Origin of the sequence: Burkholderia sp. 9120, from assembly GCF_000745015.1 — a bacterium.
Classification (GTDB): domain Bacteria; phylum Pseudomonadota; class Gammaproteobacteria; order Burkholderiales; family Burkholderiaceae; genus Paraburkholderia.
Genome location: NZ_JQNA01000002.1, coordinates 4,067,419 through 4,084,032, shown reverse-complemented (window position 1 = coordinate 4,084,032; position 16,614 = coordinate 4,067,419). Strand labels below are relative to the sequence as shown.

At 65.1% G+C, this 16,614-nt stretch carries 13 protein-coding genes; 5 read left to right on the top strand and 8 right to left on the bottom strand.

Annotation, left to right across the window (positions count from 1 at the left end; genetic code table 11):
- Positions 1-133 precede the first annotated feature (133 nt).
- On the bottom strand, positions 134-3,637 hold the full coding sequence (locus FA94_RS26480) for a DEAD/DEAH box helicase (RefSeq protein WP_035556841.1): 3,504 nt from the start codon (positions 3,635-3,637) through the stop codon (positions 134-136).
- 229 nt (positions 3,638-3,866) lie between these two features.
- Entirely contained in the window at positions 3,867-4,652 is a 786-nt protein-coding gene (locus tag FA94_RS26475; RefSeq protein ID WP_035556838.1) for a DeoR/GlpR family DNA-binding transcription regulator, read from the bottom strand.
- Positions 4,653-5,047: 395 nt separating this feature from the next.
- On the opposite strand from FA94_RS26475, the gene FA94_RS26470 reads away from it, so the two are divergent.
- The gene (locus tag FA94_RS26470) at positions 5,048-7,543 is read left to right on the top strand and encodes a GcvT family protein (protein ID WP_035556835.1); all 2,496 of its coding nucleotides are present in this window, start codon (positions 5,048-5,050) and stop codon (positions 7,541-7,543) included.
- Positions 7,544-7,565: 22 nt separating this feature from the next.
- On the opposite strand, the gene FA94_RS26465 is transcribed toward FA94_RS26470, so the two are convergent.
- From FA94_RS26465 to FA94_RS26455, 3 genes are all read right to left on the bottom strand, one after another.
- Complete coding sequence (locus FA94_RS26465) at positions 7,566-8,093, bottom strand: cytochrome b (RefSeq protein WP_035556832.1); 528 nt, start codon at positions 8,091-8,093, stop codon at positions 7,566-7,568.
- A complete protein-coding gene (locus FA94_RS26460) occupies positions 8,090-9,181 on the bottom strand; it encodes a catalase family peroxidase (RefSeq protein WP_035556829.1) in 1,092 nt (363 codons plus the stop codon). Before FA94_RS26460 ends, FA94_RS26465 begins: the two co-directional genes overlap by 4 nt.
- A gap of 114 nt (positions 9,182-9,295) precedes the next feature.
- Positions 9,296-9,574 (bottom strand): DUF4148 domain-containing protein, encoded by a 279-nt coding sequence (locus tag FA94_RS26455; protein ID WP_035556826.1) that lies wholly within the window; start codon positions 9,572-9,574, stop codon positions 9,296-9,298.
- 269 nt (positions 9,575-9,843) lie between these two features.
- On the opposite strand from FA94_RS26455, the gene FA94_RS26450 reads away from it, so the two are divergent.
- From FA94_RS26450 to FA94_RS26440, 3 genes are all read left to right on the top strand, one after another.
- Positions 9,844-10,569 (top strand): anti-sigma factor family protein, encoded by a 726-nt coding sequence (locus tag FA94_RS26450; protein WP_035556823.1) that lies wholly within the window; start codon positions 9,844-9,846, stop codon positions 10,567-10,569.
- A 150-nt stretch (positions 10,570-10,719) separates the two neighbouring features.
- Positions 10,720-11,238, top strand: coding sequence for a sigma-70 family RNA polymerase sigma factor (locus FA94_RS26445; RefSeq protein WP_035556821.1), 519 nt, complete (start codon positions 10,720-10,722; stop codon positions 11,236-11,238).
- Positions 11,235-12,059: an anti-sigma factor family protein gene (locus FA94_RS26440; protein ID WP_035556818.1), complete on the top strand. Its 825-nt coding sequence runs from the start codon at positions 11,235-11,237 to the stop codon at positions 12,057-12,059. Before FA94_RS26445 ends, FA94_RS26440 begins: the two co-directional genes overlap by 4 nt.
- 72 nt (positions 12,060-12,131) lie before the next feature.
- Here the strand turns inward: FA94_RS26440 and FA94_RS26435 are convergent, their stop codons facing one another.
- From FA94_RS26435 to FA94_RS26425, 3 genes are all read right to left on the bottom strand, one after another.
- Positions 12,132-13,199 (bottom strand): lipase secretion chaperone, encoded by a 1,068-nt coding sequence (locus tag FA94_RS26435; protein WP_035556815.1) that lies wholly within the window; start codon positions 13,197-13,199, stop codon positions 12,132-12,134.
- A gap of 4 nt (positions 13,200-13,203) precedes the next feature.
- On the bottom strand, positions 13,204-14,304 hold the full coding sequence (locus FA94_RS26430; protein ID WP_035556812.1) for a triacylglycerol lipase: 1,101 nt from the start codon (positions 14,302-14,304) through the stop codon (positions 13,204-13,206).
- A gap of 104 nt (positions 14,305-14,408) precedes the next feature.
- Complete coding sequence (locus FA94_RS26425) at positions 14,409-15,335, bottom strand: AraC family transcriptional regulator (RefSeq protein ID WP_035556811.1); 927 nt, start codon at positions 15,333-15,335, stop codon at positions 14,409-14,411.
- A gap of 223 nt (positions 15,336-15,558) precedes the next feature.
- Between FA94_RS26425 and FA94_RS26420 the strand changes: the two genes are divergently transcribed.
- On the top strand, positions 15,559-16,590 hold the full coding sequence (locus FA94_RS26420) for an NAD(P)H-binding protein (protein WP_081936116.1): 1,032 nt from the start codon (positions 15,559-15,561) through the stop codon (positions 16,588-16,590).
- Positions 16,591-16,614 lie beyond the last annotated feature (24 nt).

Sequence of the window (16,614 nt, the reverse complement as noted above, 5' to 3'; positions counted from 1 at the left end):
GACGTTTGTTACAGACGCGTCTTTTTACTACCCGCGTTCGCGAATGAAGCTAAATCGCGGCGGCGTTTAAAGCCGCTGGTTTCATGCAGAGAAAATGCCGCTTATCGGCCGCTTATCGCCGTTTTTCGACCTCTTATCGGCCGCCTTCAATCTCCGGCATCGGCGCAAACAACGCGTCGAGGTCGTCGTCGGAGAACTTCGTGGCGCCGGCGGCATCTTCGGAAAGAATGCTGTCCGCGAGCCCCGCTTTCTGCTCCTGCAACTCCACGATCTTTTCCTCGATGCTGCCTGCCGCGATCAGCTTGTAGACGAACACCGGCTTATCCTGACCCAGCCGATGCGCACGGTCGGTCGCCTGATTTTCGGCAGCCGGATTCCACCACGGATCGTAGTGAATGACGGTGTCGGCGGCGGTCAGATTCAGCCCCACGCCGCCCGCCTTCAGGCTGATCAGGAACAGCGGCACCTCGCCTTGCTGGAATCGCTGCACGGGCGTGACGCGATCGGTCGTGTCGCCGGTCAGCAGCACGTACGGCATCGCCGTTTCGTCGAGCGCTTCCGCGATCAGCGCCAACATGCCGGTGAACTGCGAGAACAGCAGCACGCGGCGCCCTTCGTCGATCAGTTCCGGCAGCATGGAGAGCAGCAGATCGAGCTTGGCCGAGCGCATCGCGCGCGCGGCTTTGTCGGTCTTGTCTGCCTTGTCCATTTTGTCCACGCGCTGCGCTTTAGTGCGCCGGTCGGCGGGCTTTTCCAGCGACTGCTCCACCTCGCCGCCCGTTCTGAGCGTTCTGACGAGGCGCGGATCGCAGCACACCTGCCGTAGCTTCAGCAATGCGTCGAGCACGATGATGTGACTGCGCGCGAGACCCTGCGCGCTGACCGCGGCGCGCACTTTTTCCTGCATCGCCGTGCGCACGGTTTCGTACAGATCGCGCTGCGCGCCCTCCAGATCCACCGAACACACAATCGTGGTCTTGGCCGGCAACTCTTTCGCGACCTCGTCCTTGCGACGGCGCAGCATGAACGGCCGGATGCGCCGCGCCAGCAGCGCGCGGCGCACGCCGTCGCCGTTCTTTTCGATCGGATTGCGCCAGCGTTTGGTGAAGTCTTTCTGGCTGCCGAGAAAACCCGGCAGCAGAAAATCGAACTGCGACCATAGTTCGCCGAGGTGATTCTCGAGCGGCGTGCCCGTCAAACACAGCCGATGCCGCGCTCGCAAACCGCGGATCGCCTGCGCAGCCTTGGTGCTGGCGTTCTTGACGTACTGCGCTTCGTCGAGAATCAGCAGATGGTAGTCGTGTTCGGCGAGCACTTTCTGGTCGCGCCACAACAACGCATACGTGGTCAGAACCAGTTCGTGTTCGCCGATCAACTCGAAGCGCTCCTTGCGTTGCGGGCCATTCAGCGCCAGTACTTTCAGCTCGGGCGCGAAGCGTCGCGCTTCCTCGCGCCAGTTATGCACGAGCGTGGTCGGCACGACGATCAGCGCGGGCCGGGTCAGCCGCCCGGCTTCCTTCTCCGCGAGGATATGCGCGAGCGTCTGCACGGTTTTACCGAGTCCCATGTCGTCGGCGAGCACACCGGCGAGATCGTGTTCGCGCAGGAACTGCATCCAGTTGAGACCCTGCTGCTGGTAAGCGCGCAAGTCCGCTTTCAGGCCGCGCGGCACCGGCACCTCGCGCAAGCCCGGTCCGGCCTGCAGACGCTGCGCGAGTTGCCGCACCGAATCGTCGCCGTGGAATTGCCAGCGGCCCGTGCTATTCAGCGCTTCCAGCCGGCCGGCGTCGACGGCGGGCACGCGCAGCGGCGCACCGTCGGCCAAGGTGCCGCCGAGCGCGTCGAACAGATCGACCAGCACGCGCACCACCGGTTTCAGGCGATCGGCGCGCAGCCGCAGACGCTTGTTCTCCTCGGTTTTCAGCTCGATCGGTTCGTTGTCGGCGATCGCTTCGAGCGCGCCGTTCAGCCAGCGCCGGTCGCGCCGGAACAGGTCGGCGAGCAGCGGTTCGAGCCGCACATTGCGCTCGCCGATGCGGATGCCCATCTCCAGATCGAACCAGCCGTCGCCCGCCTGATGCGCGGTGCCGTCGATCGCGTCGATCTCGATCACGTTGTAGCGGAACGCCGGCGCCATCGTGACGCGCCAGCCTCGGCCGACCAGTTCGGGCACGGCGTCGTTGACGAAGGTGGACCACGCGTCGACGTCGGGCAAGCCGAGCATCGTGTCCGGCAGCAGACGCGACGCGTAGACGCGACTGGTCGGCACTTTCTGCAAGCCGGTGCGGCGCAGTTCGAGCAGGCGCTTCTTTTCGGCCTCGTAACGGCGGCGGATATGAATCACGTCGCCGCCGGGCATCGGCACCAGCGTGACGTTGCTGTCGACATTGATGCTGACGCCGTCGTAGTCGAAGCTCACGGCGGCCAGTTCGACCGCCTCGGTTTTGCGCATGCCCGTCTTGCCTGTGGACGGCAGCGTGTGGCTGTTCAGCGTCAGCACCGGCACGGGGTCGACGTCGATCACGCGGATCGCCGAGGTGTCGTGGGTGGGCGGCAGCGGCAATTCCGGCGCGATCTCACGCAATACCGACGCGACCAGCGGCGCTTCGGCGAGCGAGATGGGCGGCATGGCGAGGTAATCGGGCAACTGCTGGAACGGTAACGATAACTGCACGATGCCGGCTTCATTCGCGACGCCGTCCACATACCAGACCGGCTCGGTCGGCAACACCATGCTGGCGCGCGGCTCGGTGCACAGCACGGGCCGCAGGCGTTCGTCAGCGAGCGGCTCCCACTCGATCCGGCCGGGCCGGTCGACGCCGCGCGACAGCGGCGCCGGCCCTTCGCGACCGGGCGCGGGGCTGAATTCGAAGAACAGACGGCCGGTCGCGATCAGCTTCTGCAACATCTCGGCGCCGCTGGTGCCGCGCAGGATGAACTGGCCGAAGTCCTCGCGCGAACGGCCGAGCCACAGGCCGCGCAAGATCGACAGGTCTTCGTCTGAGACGAATTTGGGTTGCTTGAGCAGCGCGGCTTCGACATTGGCCCACGGCTCGTCGACGTCGAAAACCGTGCCGTCCGGATTGCAACGCGCGCGGTACAGCACGACCTCGTGACGCATATGGAAGTTGGACCAGTTCAGCAGATACGCCAGCGTCTGGCTGCGCGCTGCGCCGGCTTTCTGGGCGTCGGCATCGGCGGCTTCGGCGCGCGCGCGGAAACGCTCGAGCCAACTGACCAGTTCGGGGCGCACGCCGGCGGCCGGCTTCGGTGCTGGCGTCGCTTTTTCGGCGGCGCTGGCCGACGGATAGGACTCGCCGCTGTCGTCGAGATTGACGTTGGTGATGTGGTCCATCTCGTCGTGATAGTCGAGCTCGGCGAGCAACAGCGCGGCCACGTGCTTGCAATCGCGGCCCACCGGGCACGAGCAATCGCTGAGCGCCCACGGCCGGCCGCCGTCGGTGCGAAATCGCACGCGCGTTTTGTACGGCAGCGTGCGTGTGCCCTGCACGTTGCCGCTCAGGGAATCGCCGTGCCACTTCACATTCGTGACGGCGCCGACCGAGCGCGCTTTGGCAACGGTGTGATCACCGAGCCATTCCGTAATCCGTTCCCGATCAAAGAAAACTGACGACATCAGGGTCCATCCCGGGGTTCATCTGTTCTGGCAAAGGCGCAGGCAGCCGAGCGCGGATTGTGCGAATCGCGCGCTTGCGTGTAAAGCGGCGGTGGTCGCTGAGGTCCGCGCAAGTGAGTCTTCGGTGCCGTTCGCCTACGGTAACCGGCCATTTTACGCGGTGGCGGGCTTACGCTGTGGCGGGCGTTTTGCGTTGGGGCAAGCGTTGGGCTAAGCGTGGGCGGACAGGTCAAACTTCCGCAGCGGGCCCGGCATTCGCGCCCACGAGGACTTCCACATCCGCCGCCGCCAATGCTTGCCCGAGCGCCGGCGCGGGCGTCTGATCGGTGACCAGCAGATCGACCGCGTCCGCCCCGAATGCATGCACCAGCGCGCTATGCCCGAACTTCGCGTGATCCGCCGCGACGAGCCGCAGCTCGGCCTGGGCGAACGCCGCCTGCGCAAACGCCACATCGGCGGGAAGCGCGTCCATGAAACGCGCCTGCAGGTCGATGGCGGTCACCGAAACGATCGCATAGCGCACGTGAAACTGCCGCAGGAAAGCCAGCACGCTATCGCCGAACGCGGCGGAGTCGTCGGCGCGCAACTCGCCGCCCGCGATAAAAACGCGGTTGCCGTTACGCGCGCTCAGCACACGGGCGACTTCGATCGAATTGGTGACGACCGTGAGACGCGAGCGCGCGGCCAGCGCCTCGGCGATTCGCAGACAGGTCGTGCCGCCTTCGATAATCAGCGACTCGCCGTCGCGCACCAGCTCGGCGATGCGCGCGCCGATGGCGCGTTTGCCGTCGAGGCTCGCCACCATGCGGCGCTGGAACGGCGGCTCGTCGAGACGCTCGGGCAGCATCACGCCGCCGTGGACTTTGATCAGCAGGCCTTCCGCGATCAACGGCTTGATATTGCGGCGGATGGTTTCGTCGGAGACGTCGAAACGGGCGGCCAGATCGGTGATCGTGCAGGTGCGCTCGTCGCGGACGAGTCGCAGGATTTCAGCTTGGCGCTGGTTGGAGAACATGGCGGTGGGGACACGGTGGGGACAGATAGTGAGCGAATGAGTCTAGCAAATACAACAATTTTTGCTAGTTTACTTCAACGCATACCCACATAAAGCCACAAGCCACTAGGGAGACGTCAAGTCGCCTGATCTCGTGCCGCCGCGAATAAACGCCGGATCGACGTGCGACGCCTTCACCTGCTTGTTGAACGCCAACATCAGTGTCGCGACTTTCCTTAATCAGGACGGCCGCGCCGCAGTTCGGACATTTCATGCTCACCACTCCTTGAACGATACGACCAGGACATCTTCGACCACGGTCAGCATCAATTTGAATGCCCGTAAACTTCATCGATCGTTGCTTTTTCCAAAATTTTGTCGCATTCTACGTACACTAAAACCATGCATTTCAACACATGTCCACACCCATTCCTTCCCATGCCCGCGTTGTCATCATTGGCGGCGGGATCATCGGCTGCTCGGTGGCCTACCATCTGACCAAGCTGGGTTGGACCGACATCGTGCTGCTCGAACAAGGCCAGTTGTCGTGCGGCACGACCTGGCACGCGGCCGGGCTTGTCGGCCAGTTGCGCGCGCAGGAAAGCATGACGAAGCTGATCCGCTACTCGACCGCGCTCTACGCGGAACTCGAAGCCGACACCGGCCTCGCCACCGGCTGGAAGCAATGTGGCTCGCTGTCGGTGGCGCGCACGGCCGAGCGCATGACGCAACTCAAGCGCACCGCCGCCGTCGCGCGCGCCTTCGGCGTGGCGTGCGACGTGGTCAGCCCGCGCGAAGCCGGCGACCTGTGGCCGGTCATGCGCACCGACGACCTGCTCGGCGCCGTCTGGCTGCCCGGCGACGGCAAGGCGAATCCCACCGATCTGACCCAGGCACTCGCCCGCGGCGCCCGCACGCGTGGCGCGCGCATCGTCGAAGACACCCGCGTGACCGCCATCCACACGCGCACCGAGCAAGGCGCCCAGGCGAACGGCGCGCGCGAAGTCAGCGGCCTCGCGTGGCGCAACAAGGAAGGCGAAGAAGGCACGCTCGGCGCCGACATCGTCGTGAATTGCGCGGGCCAGTGGGCCAAGGCCGTGGGCCGTCTGTGCGGCGTCACCGTGCCGCTGCATTCGGCCGAGCATTACTACATCGTCACCGAGCGCATTCCCGGCGTGCACCCGGACCTGCCGGTCATGCGCGACCCGGACGGCTTCATCTATTTCAAGGAAGAAGTGGGCGGCCTCGTGATGGGCGGCTTCGAACCGGACGCGAAACCGTGGGGCATGAACGGCATTCCCGAGAATTTCGAATTCCAGTTGCTACCGGACGATTGGGACCAGTTCGAAATCCTGATGGAGAACGCGCTGCAACGCGTGCCCGCGCTCGAAACGGCACAGGTCCGGCAGTTCTACAACGGCCCCGAATCGTTTACGCCGGACAACAACTTCATGCTGGGCGAAGCGCCTGAATTGCGGCGTTTTTTCGTCGGCGCAGGGTTCAACTCGATGGGAATCGCGTCGGCGGGCGGCGCCGGCATGGCGCTCGCCGAATGGATCGTCGCGGGCGAGCCGACCATGGACCTATGGCCGGTCGACATCCGCCGCTTCGCGCGTTTCAACGGCAACGACACATGGCTGCACGATCGCGTGAAGGAAACGCTTGGCCTGCACTACGCGATGCCCTGGCCGAATCGCGAACTCGACAGCGCGCGGCCGTTCCGCCGCTCGCCGCTATATGGGCTCCTGCGCGACGACGGCGCGTGCTTCGGCAGCAAAATGGGCTGGGAGCGCGCCAACTTTTTCGCGCCGACGCCTGCGCAAGCGCAGATCGACTACGCGTTCGGCCAGCAGAACTGGCTGCCCTGGAGCGGCGCCGAACATCGCGCCTGCCGTGAAGGCGTCGCGCTATTCGACATGACGTCGTTCTCCAAATTTCTGGTCAAGGGACGCGACGCGCAAGCCGTGTTGCAAGGCCTGGTCGCGAACGACGTCGACGTGCCGCCCGGCACCACGGTGTACACCGGCATGCTCAACGAGCGCGGCGCGTACGAGTCGGACTTCACGCTCACACGTCTCGCCGACGACCAGTACCTGCTCGTCACCGGCACCGCGCAAACCACGCGCGACTTCGACATGATCGACAAGGCGATTCCGCGCGACAAGCACTGCACGCTGGTCGACGTGACCGGTCAATACGCGGTGCTTGCTGTGATGGGCCCGCGTTCGCGCGAGTTGCTGCAAAGCGTGTCGAAAGCGGATTGGAGCAATGCAGTGTTCGCCTTCGGTCAAAGCCGCGAGGTCGATTTCGGTTATGCGACGGTACGCGCCACCCGGCTCACCTACGTCGGCGAACTCGGCTGGGAACTGTATGTGCCGGTCGAATTCGCGGTCGGCGTGTACGAGACGCTGCACGCAGCCGGCAAAGCGTTCGGTCTCGTCAACGCCGGTTACTACGCGATCGACTCGCTGCGGATCGAGAAAGGCTATCGCGCGTGGGGCCGCGAACTTACACCGGACACGAATCCGTTCGAAGCGGGCCTGTCGTTCGCGTGCAAACTCGATAAGGACATCCCGTTCCGTGGCCGCGAGGCGCTGCTGAAACTGCGCGCCGAACCGCTGCGCCGCCGCATGGTCGTATTGACCGCCGACGGCGCCGCCGACCGCATGCTGTGGGGCGGCGAAGCGATTCTGCGGGACGGCGAACCGGTGGGCTTCGTGAGTTCGGCGGCGTTCGGACACACGCTCGGTTGTCCGGTCGCGATGGGCTACGTGAACCATCCGAACGGCGCTGCCGATGCCGCGTATCTGACCAGCGGCACGTACGCCATCGACGTTGCCGGCGATCTGCTGCCGGCAACGTTGCACCTGAAGGCGCCGTATGACCCGCGTTCGGAGCGCGTGAAGGGCTAAAAGATGGGGCTAACGTCGAGGCCTAACGCCCACCCCGCGCCATACTGGAAAACACGCCATCGCGGCGGATCAGGCCATGAAACAGCGCCGCCGCGAGATGCAGCAAAACGGTCGCGAACAACGCGAACGCGAGCCACGTATGCAACGCGCGCAACAGCGCGAACAGCGCGACGTTATGCGGCGCGATCGGCGGCAGATGCAGCGGCAGCGGATAACCCGCGGCCGACAGCATCGCCCAGCCGATCAACGGCATCGCCGCCATCAACGCATACAGCACGAGGTGCGATGCCTTCGCTGCAAAACGCTGCGGCGCGGCCATGTCGTCGGGCAACGGCGGACTGCCGCGCATGATACGCACGCCCACTCGAAGCACCACCAGCAGCAGCAACGCAATGCCGAGCGGTTTATGAATCGCGATCAGCGTGTTGTGCGCGTGCGAAACGGTCGCGACCATGCCCACGCCGATAAACAGCATCGCGACGATCAAGGGGGCCATGAGCCAGTGCAACAGGCGCGCGAGCGGATTGAAATGGGGACTCGTCGGCGTCATGAATGATCTCCGTTGGCCTGGGTTCGATGCAGCGCGGGCTGCAATGCTTCTTCGCGAGTCCGGCGTTGGTATGACACCGCGTACGCCGCCGAACGCGCCGCGAGCAGCGGATCGTCGGAAGGCTTGATACCGGACGGCAGGACGGTCGGATCGAAGTTGACGTCGCGGCACATGCCGTCTTCCTGCGACGTCGTGTGTTCCAGCACCAGCGTGCCGGCGTCGATATGCTGACGATCGTCGGGCCATTGCAACGTGGCGTCGCCGGTCGGGTCGCCCGGTTGCGCGACGGTCAGGATCAGATGCCAGCGCAAGAGTCCGCTGTCGAGGCGCTGATTCAGATCGGCCGCGAGATAGTTTTTGGCGGCCTTTTGCGCGTCGGTGATCGGCGCATACGGCGTATCGGGCACCATCGCCCAACGCACCGCGCGCGTGTTGCCTGAACGATCGGTGAACAGGAACGCGTTGATGCCGTAGTACGCGCCATTGGCCAGACTCGACGAAGGCGGATGGCCCTTCACCCACGCCTGAAAAGGCTGGGTCTCGGGATTGGCGGCGTAGAATGCCTTGAGCTTGACGGGGTCCGGCTTGCCGGTCGCCGGATCGGGTTTGGCGGCCAGCAACTGCTGATAAAACTGCTCGGGCGTATGCACCGCGAACACGGGTGTCGAGTTCATGCCGGTGCGCCACTGCTCACCGTTCGGCAACTGGAACAGCAAGGCCAGGCTGCGCACGGGCGTACTCGTATCCGGCGCGGACGGATTGCCGCCGGGAATCGCGAAGCGTCCCGTGACCGGCGTGCGGCCGGGTGCGAAGACGGCGGCGCTCGACAGCACCGCGCCGTCGCCATTGCTATCGAAATAGCCTTCCACGCACAGGCCCTTCGCATGATTGCGCCGGTAGCCCGGATGCGGCTGCCCGGCGGCCGCCTGAAACGTGTTGATGATGCGCGAGGTGGTCAATCGCGCAGGGCTCAGCCAGCCCGCGGTGTAGGCGAAACCGCCGGCGAGTACCGCCACGACAGCGCCGATCGCGGCGAGCCGGCACGGCACGCAGACTGACCCGGAAAGGGGAACGGGGGGTTTGGGCACGAAGCCTCCTGGTTGCTCGGATAGATGCACTGACCGGCTAACACGCAATTCAGCGATCTATTCCGATCGACTTCCGGCGCGCCCGTTCGATCGTCGCGCCGGTAGCCGGCACGTTCAATTGGCGCTGCCCGACTCCACGGTGCTGCTCGCGACGCCGCCGGTGTCGGCTGCACGAGCGGCTTCGGCCGCCAGCGCCTGCTTATGCTGCTGGACCTGCTGCGCGAAGATGGGGTTCACTTCGGGATACGACGTATCGGTCACGTAATTCAGGCCGTTCTGCTGTGCCTCGATCAATTCCTGATAGACCTGAGCGCGTGTCTTGGCCTGTGCGAAAGCGCCCGACGAGGTGGCGAGAATGGCAACGGACAAAGCGGCAAAAGCGATCTTCTTCATGATGAACTCCTGAGAGTGTTGTGCAGGTTTGCATGAGGGAGAACCACACGTTGCGAGCTTTTATTCCTGCGTTCACGCTCAATAAAAAACAAATTTCCAGGTGGGAATAAAAGGCGCTTCGAGTGGGTTAGCACGCGTCGCCACGCAGAATAAAAATGGCGCGCGCATCATGGGGAATCCATGGAATAAACACGCCCCGCCCTGTGTTCGCCTCCTCGATAGCCGACCTTCGATGCACCTTCGGCACACCTTCGACGCACACCGACACCATGACCTCGACCCACGCCCCGCCCGACTCGCCGCTTTCCGAAGCCGACATTCAGGCCTATGCCGACGGCACCCTGACGCCGGAACGCACCGCGTTTCTGCGGGACTATCTGGGCAAGGAACCTGCGGAGGCGCGCCGGGTGGCGTTTTACGGCCGGCTCAACGCGCAGATCCAGGCGGCCTTTCAAACCACCGACGAACCCGCGCCGGAGCACGTCAAGGGTTCACGCGGCGGGCGCGAACGGGCGCACGGGGCGATGCGCCCCAACCGCCTGCTCAACACGCTGGCGGCGCTGTTCCTGACGGTGGCCGCCGCGAGCGGCTGGCTCGCCGCCTCCCAGGTGTCCGTGCCGGCGCTCAACAACGCCGCGGTCATGGCGTTGGCCGAAACCGCCGCAACGCCGTTTTCCGCAACGTCGCCGACCCGCGCCGACCCGGCCGCGCCGAATCTGTCGGGTATCGGCCTGCGGCTCGTCGACCAGCGGGTGCTGTCGCTTGGGCCATTTCAGCGCGCCAGCGAATTCGTCTACCTGAACGCCGACAACCAGCCGGTGGTGCTGATCTCGACCCTCGCGCTGCTGGCGCCGGACCGGCCGCAGTGGGCCGCGCGGCGCATCGGCGATCTGCGGCTGCTGGGATGGACCGCGCAGCGGCAGCGTTTCGTGGTTGCCGGCGACGCCCGCACCCACGGCCTGATGCGCGCCGCCGACGCCATGACCCTGCGATGAACGCCCGCGCCTCTCACCTGCGTTCTCACCATCACGCAACGCGATGGAATAAATTCCGCCCAGGCGTGTTAGCCAATGGAATACTGCCGGTGGCGCGCTCGGCGCGCGCCGGCCTTCGGCCTTACACAAGCCCCACAATTGGGATGAACCATGGATGTCCGTGACGAGTTGATGGAGCATGTGCCGCGTTTGCGGCGCTATGCGCGGGCGCTGATCAACAATCGCGACCTCGCCGACGATCTGGTGCAGGACACGCTCGAACGCGCGCTCGGCCGCACCGGCATGTTTCAGCCGGGCACCGATCTGCGCGCGTGGTTGTTTACGATCATGCACAACGTCTTCGCCAATCAGGCGCGCAAGGCGTCGGCACGCGCCGTTCACGTGGCGGTCGACGACGACAGCGTCCACGAAAGCGAATTCGCGGTGCCGTCCGACCAGACGCGTTCGCTGGAAATGCGCGATCTCGACTACGCGCTGCAACGCCTGCCGATGGAACAGCGCGAAGTCGTGCTGCTGGTGGGCCTCGAAGAAATGAGCTATGCCGACGTGGCGCTCGCGTTGAATATTCCGCTCGGCACGGTGATGTCGCGTCTGTCGCGCGGCCGCGAGCGGCTGCGGGCGTTGATGGCGGGCACGCAGCCCGGTGCAAAATTACAGGTGGTGCGATGAGCGACCAATCTATGCCGATCGGCGAAGAAGACCTGCACGCCTACGTGGACGGCACGCTGTCCGACGAACGGCGTGTCGAGGTGGAGCGCGCGCTCGAACAGAACCCCGAGCTGGCCGCGCGCGTCAGCGATTATTTCTCGCTCAACAGCATGTTCCACGAGCGCTACGACCGCGTGCTGAGCGAGCCGGTGCCGAAACGGCTGCATGCGCCTGCGCCGCGTCGCTGGCGCATGGCCGCCAACTGGCCGCAGTTTGCCGGCATGGCGGCGGCGCTGGTGCTAGGCGTCGGAATCGGCGTAGGCACGCATATGGGGCAGGACGTGGTGATGCCGATGGGCGCGAGCCATTCGGATACGCGTCCGGTCAGCGCGGACAGCAGCGAAATGTTCGCGCGCCAGGCGGCGATCGCGCATGTGGTGTATATGCCCGCGGTCGACCGCCCGGCGGAGATGAACGCCGACCACGAGCAGGATTTCGTGCAGTGGCTGTCGAACCGGCTCGGCACCAATGTGCATCCGCCGGTGCTGTCGAAGAGCGGCTTCGATCTGTCGGGCGGCCGGCTGTTGCCCGGCGCCGATGGCCCGACCGCGCAGTTCATGTATCGCGGGCCGAACGGCGAGCGCGTAACGCTGTGCATCTCGCACCGCAAGGTGAATTCGAACACCACCGCGTTCAAGCTGTATCAGGACGGGCCGGTGAACGTGTTCTACTGGGTCGACGGCGACTTTGGCTATGCGGTGTCGGGTGGGATCGATCGCAAGCAGCTGTTGCAACTGTCGCACGATGTGTATGCGCAGTTGACGGGGGCTACGCCGGGTTGATGGCGGGCGCGGTGCTGCGGCGAGCGGTTCCGTTTTGGGCCGCCTTGCCCGGCTTTGGCCCTGCTCTCGGCCTCAACCGCCCGAACCGCTGCCACGATCGAGCGACGCCGCCCGCATCGCGTCGCTCGGATTCGTGAAGAACTGCTGACGCAGTTGCGTGACCTGCGCGTTACGTTGCTGCGCCGGCAAATTCTGTTTGTCGATCTGCGCGCGCTGATTGGCGTAGTCCGCATAGCGCGCCTGCCAGGCATTGTCGGCCTGCTGCATTTTCACCGCGCGTTCCGCCGCTTCGGGTCCCAGCGTCTGCGTGATCTGCGCTCGCATTGCGTCGAGCGAACCGCCCGGCTTCTGTGCCTGCGCTTGCGCCTGGCTCAACGTGTCGAGCGCGGCTTGCTGCTGACGGATGCGCTCGCGCGCGGCGCGCACTTCGGGTGGCAACGCGGCATCCAGCGCCGCGAGACGGGCCGCTTTCTGCGCGTCGCTCAATGAAGCATCCGACGCGATTCTCAGGCGCGCCAGATCCGTGTGTTGCTGCTGCGACTCCGCGCCGAAGAACGGCGCGTTCCATTCGCCCATGAGCCGCGTGCCCACCGCGTCGCGCTGATCGAGTTCGAGTTGCAACGCGTCGAGATTCAGCCTGGCGCCGGCTTGTGTCGGCAAGGGCGATGTTTGCGGCAACTTCCCCACTGCGCTCAGATAGGCGTTGTAGCGTTGCCAGACGTTGAGCGCTTCGTCCGCGGCCGGCGTGCCGTCGAGTTGCGCGGCGATCTGCCTGCGCACCAATGCGTCGAGCGTCGTGGCGGGGATTTCGTTTTGCGTCGTCAGGAAATAGTCGAAGAAATCGCGCACCGCACGCGTGCGCGCCAGATGACCGCGACCATCGGTAGGCAAACGTGGCGGCGACGATCCGTCGAGCGAGGCCGGCAACGCGCCCGCCGCCGATGCGTTCGGGTCTTGCCCCAACCCAGGCGCCGTGGTTTGCGCGGCGCTACCCGCCTGCCCCGTCGCCGCCACGGACTCGTGATGCACGGTCGGCGCGCGATTCACCCACAGCGCCGCGCCGGCCGATATCGCACCGACCGCGACGTAGGCAAACCACTGCTTGCGCGCACCGCCTCGCTGCCGTTCGTCTTGCGCCATCCGCTCAAACGCCTTGGGTCTTCAGCCGGTTCGCCTGAGTCCGGATCACCGCGACCGGGTCTTCCGCATTCGCGCCGCGCACGCCGAGCAACTGGTTGATCTCGTCGAGATGGTTCCACTTGTAGCGGGTGCCGAGCACCTTGCCGTACAGCGCGCTACACACAGAGACGAGCCCGTCGTTCTGCCCCGACTGGCGTGTCAGCATCACCGTGCCGGTGCCGTACAGCACGAGCGTCGACGGGTCCAGCACGTTCGCCGGGTCGATCAGCGCGACGCTGGTGTCGGTGGCGCCGGGAATGCCGAGCACCGACGTCGGCTGAATCGCGCTGCCGGCCCACGAATACAGCAGATGCGTGTTGCCGTTCACGGTTTCGGTCGCCGCGCCCGTTTGACACGAGCCGGGCGCGCCGAGACCGGCGCTCGGATAGCGCGTGTTGAAGGCCGCCGCGTTGGCCGTGGTCAGCGTTTGCAGCGCGGCGATCGCGTCCTGATCGGTGTTGTGCGTGCTGCTCGTCAGGATCCCGAAGATATTCGCGAACGCGGCGATGATCGGCGTGGACAGACCCGTCGGGTCCTTCTGCAATACGCCTGCGACGAAGTCCCCGAATTCCGAGCCGCGATGCGGCGTGCCGATGGTCGTGACCGAAGCGACGAGCTCCGGCGCGACCGCCGCGACGTAACGCGAAGTCAGGCCGCCCTGGCTATGGCCGATCAGGTTGACCTTCGGCGCGCCGGTGGCCGCGAGCACCTGCTTCACGTACGCAAGCAGTTGTTCGCCGCGGCCGTTCGGGCCGTCGTCGCTTTGAAAGCCCGAGAGGTTCGCCACGTACACGCTTGCGCCATGCTGCTGCAGATCGGCTTGAATGCCGTACCAGTAGTCGAGCACGCCGAGGTATTTGTCCGTGCCCGCAAGACCGTGCACGAGAATGATCGGATAGCGCGTGGCCGCGTAATTATCGACGCTGGCGTTAGCCGTTGCGGTCGCGGCGACCGCGCGATCCATGCCGGCTGGCGTAGCGAATGTGAGCAGCAGCGCGAGCGGCGCCTGGGTCAGTGCAGCGGCGATTACCCAGGCGACAAAGCGGGAACCCTTCGATTTCGACATGCACGGCCTCCGGTTGCAAAGTCCGGGTATTTAGCGATACAAATCGATCGACGGCAATAGAGCGCGAACTCCAAACTCCGCATGCTGCAGTGCGTTTCGAACGTTTATCGCGCTGTTGCAATGCGGCGGGCATTTAACGTGTTGATCTCGACAATGCGGCCTGCATTCGCACTTGACTTGACGAGTTCGCGCGGCGTGACACCCAGCAAGCGGACCATCCAATGCGCCATGTGACTCTGATGCGCGAAGCCCGTTTCCAACGCGATCTGACTCGCGCTGAGCTTGCCGTGCAGCAATAGCGACCGGGCCCTTTCGACGCGCCGCTGCACCACGTACTGATGCACCGGCATGCCGAGCGTTTCGCGAAATAGCACCTTGAAATGCGGCACGCTCAACTCCGCCAGCGCGGCCAGGTCGCCGAGCGTGAGACGCTGATCGAGATGCGCCTCGATGAAATCAATCACGCGCGTGGCCATGATCGGCGCGAGCGTGCGGCGCTTGTTGTCGAGGGTCGGCGCGCCGCCGATCAGGCGCACCACCATCGCGGTGCAAAGGCTTTCGGCGTACAACGGATCGGAGGCTTCGTCGGCTTCGAGTTCAGCATGCAGTGCCCACGCCAGATGCTGAAAACGCGGATCGCGCATCTGGAATTGCGGCCGGAGCTGCGCGTCGGCGGACTTCAGGGCCAACTGCTCGACGGTGCGCTGTGCGAATGCTTCGCCGATCCACACGCTGAAAATCGTGCACGGGGATTCGTCGGTCCACTGCCCGTCGAGTCCCGCGGGAATCACGTCGGCGTCGCCATGCGCCTGGATGCGCGAAGAACGGCGTTCGTTGCACAGGCAACGCGCCCGCACCGGCGCGCCGACATGCACGCCCACCCGATGATGTTTGAACGCCGGCACTCGATGCAGCCCGGCCGACACGTTGACCAGATCGGCGCCGAAGCCCTGCCAGCCCAGCGACTGGCTGGAACGCAAGGCGATGCGGGAGCCGCTGTGCGCTAGCGGTATCGGTGTCACGGCGTTCATTGCGAGCCTCGTGGATGGCGGCCTGGGTGCGTGCATTGTGCGGGGTTTTTCGCGGCGGCGCTCGACACTACGCGATCCCGTTCGCGTGTTGCAGCGCCGCAATGCAGACCGTCATCCGAATCTGCGCAATGCGATCCGTGTCTGCGCGCTTTTCGATCGCCGTCTCTCCAGGATGACGCCATGCCGCCTCATCCACCATGGCACAGAACCAGGAGAGATCAACATGTTCGTGATTTTTGGAGCCGCCGGTCAGGTCGGCAAAGTCACCGCGACGGTTTTGCGCGAAGCGGGTCACGCGGTGCGCGCGGTGGTCCGCGACCGCAAGCAAGGCGAACAACTCGCGCGGATCGGCTGTGAGATCGCGCTCGCCGATCTGCTCGATACGGCGTCGGTGGCGCGGGCGATCGAAGGCGCATACGCGGTGCAACTGTTGTGTCCGGTGCCGCGCGCGCACGCCGATCCGGCCGCTGAAATGCGCCGCATGATCAATTCGAGCGTCGACGCGCTGGACGCGAATCCGCCGCAACGGATTCTCGCGCTATCGGACTATGGCGCGGAACACGCGAGCGGCACGGGCATCTCGACGCTGTTCCACTACCTTGAAACGCAGCTAAAAACCGTCGATACGCAACTGACCTTTCTGCGCTCCGCCGAGCACATGCACAACTGGGCGCGCATGCTGCCTTTAATGCTCGCGCGAGGTGTGCTGCCGAGCCTGCATCATCCGGTGAGCAAGCTGTATCCGACCGTCGCCGCGCAGGATGTGGGTGTGCTCGCCGCCGAACTGCTGCTCGACGATCGCGCGCTGAATGTGTCGCCGCGCGTGGTGAGTATCGAAAGCGAACAGCGCGTCAGCACGTTCGAGGTGGCGCGTACGGTCGGTGAACTGGCGAGCAGTCAGGTGATCGCGCGTGAAGTGCCGCGTGGCGAGTGGAACGCGATGCTGCAGGCGGCCGGTCTCGGCGAGCAGCACGCACGGCTGATCGTCGATCTGTACGACGCGCATAACGCGGGTCGTATCGACGTCGAAAAGGAGGTCAGCGAAAGGTACTTCGGGGCGACGACACTGGCGCAGGCGTTGGCGGGGATTTTGCCGGCGGCGGTGGCGGCGGTAGCTTTGGCAGCGGGTAAGACTGCTGCGACCGCTAAGGCGCCGACTGTGGCTGATGCCGCGAATGCTGCCGAATCAACAACAGCAATCGCTTCCAACGCCGCAAATTCAGCGACTGCGGCATCGACCACCGTCTCGCGCTAGACAGCGCGTATCACGAGAGACAGC

Excerpts from the sequence above, each read along its gene's own strand:
- FA94_RS26480 (WP_035556841.1), bottom strand. The coding sequence starts at position 3,637 with ATGTCGTCAGTTTTCTTTGATCGGGAACGGATTACGGAATGGCTCGGT.
- FA94_RS26475 (WP_035556838.1), bottom strand. The coding sequence starts at position 4,652 with ATGTTCTCCAACCAGCGCCAAGCTGAAATCCTGCGACTCGTCCGCGAC.
- FA94_RS26470 (WP_035556835.1), top strand. The coding sequence starts at position 5,048 with ATGTCCACACCCATTCCTTCCCATGCCCGCGTTGTCATCATTGGCGGC.
- FA94_RS26465 (WP_035556832.1), bottom strand. The coding sequence starts at position 8,093 with ATGACGCCGACGAGTCCCCATTTCAATCCGCTCGCGCGCCTGTTGCAC.
- FA94_RS26455 (WP_035556826.1), bottom strand. The coding sequence starts at position 9,574 with ATGAAGAAGATCGCTTTTGCCGCTTTGTCCGTTGCCATTCTCGCCACC.
- FA94_RS26450 (WP_035556823.1), top strand. The coding sequence starts at position 9,844 with ATGACCTCGACCCACGCCCCGCCCGACTCGCCGCTTTCCGAAGCCGAC.
- FA94_RS26445 (WP_035556821.1), top strand. The coding sequence starts at position 10,720 with ATGGATGTCCGTGACGAGTTGATGGAGCATGTGCCGCGTTTGCGGCGC.
- FA94_RS26440 (WP_035556818.1), top strand. The coding sequence starts at position 11,235 with ATGAGCGACCAATCTATGCCGATCGGCGAAGAAGACCTGCACGCCTAC.
- FA94_RS26435 (WP_035556815.1), bottom strand. The coding sequence starts at position 13,199 with ATGGCGCAAGACGAACGGCAGCGAGGCGGTGCGCGCAAGCAGTGGTTT.
- FA94_RS26430 (WP_035556812.1), bottom strand. The coding sequence starts at position 14,304 with ATGTCGAAATCGAAGGGTTCCCGCTTTGTCGCCTGGGTAATCGCCGCT.
- FA94_RS26425 (WP_035556811.1), bottom strand. The coding sequence starts at position 15,335 with ATGAACGCCGTGACACCGATACCGCTAGCGCACAGCGGCTCCCGCATC.
- FA94_RS26420 (WP_081936116.1), top strand. The coding sequence starts at position 15,559 with ATGTTCGTGATTTTTGGAGCCGCCGGTCAGGTCGGCAAAGTCACCGCG.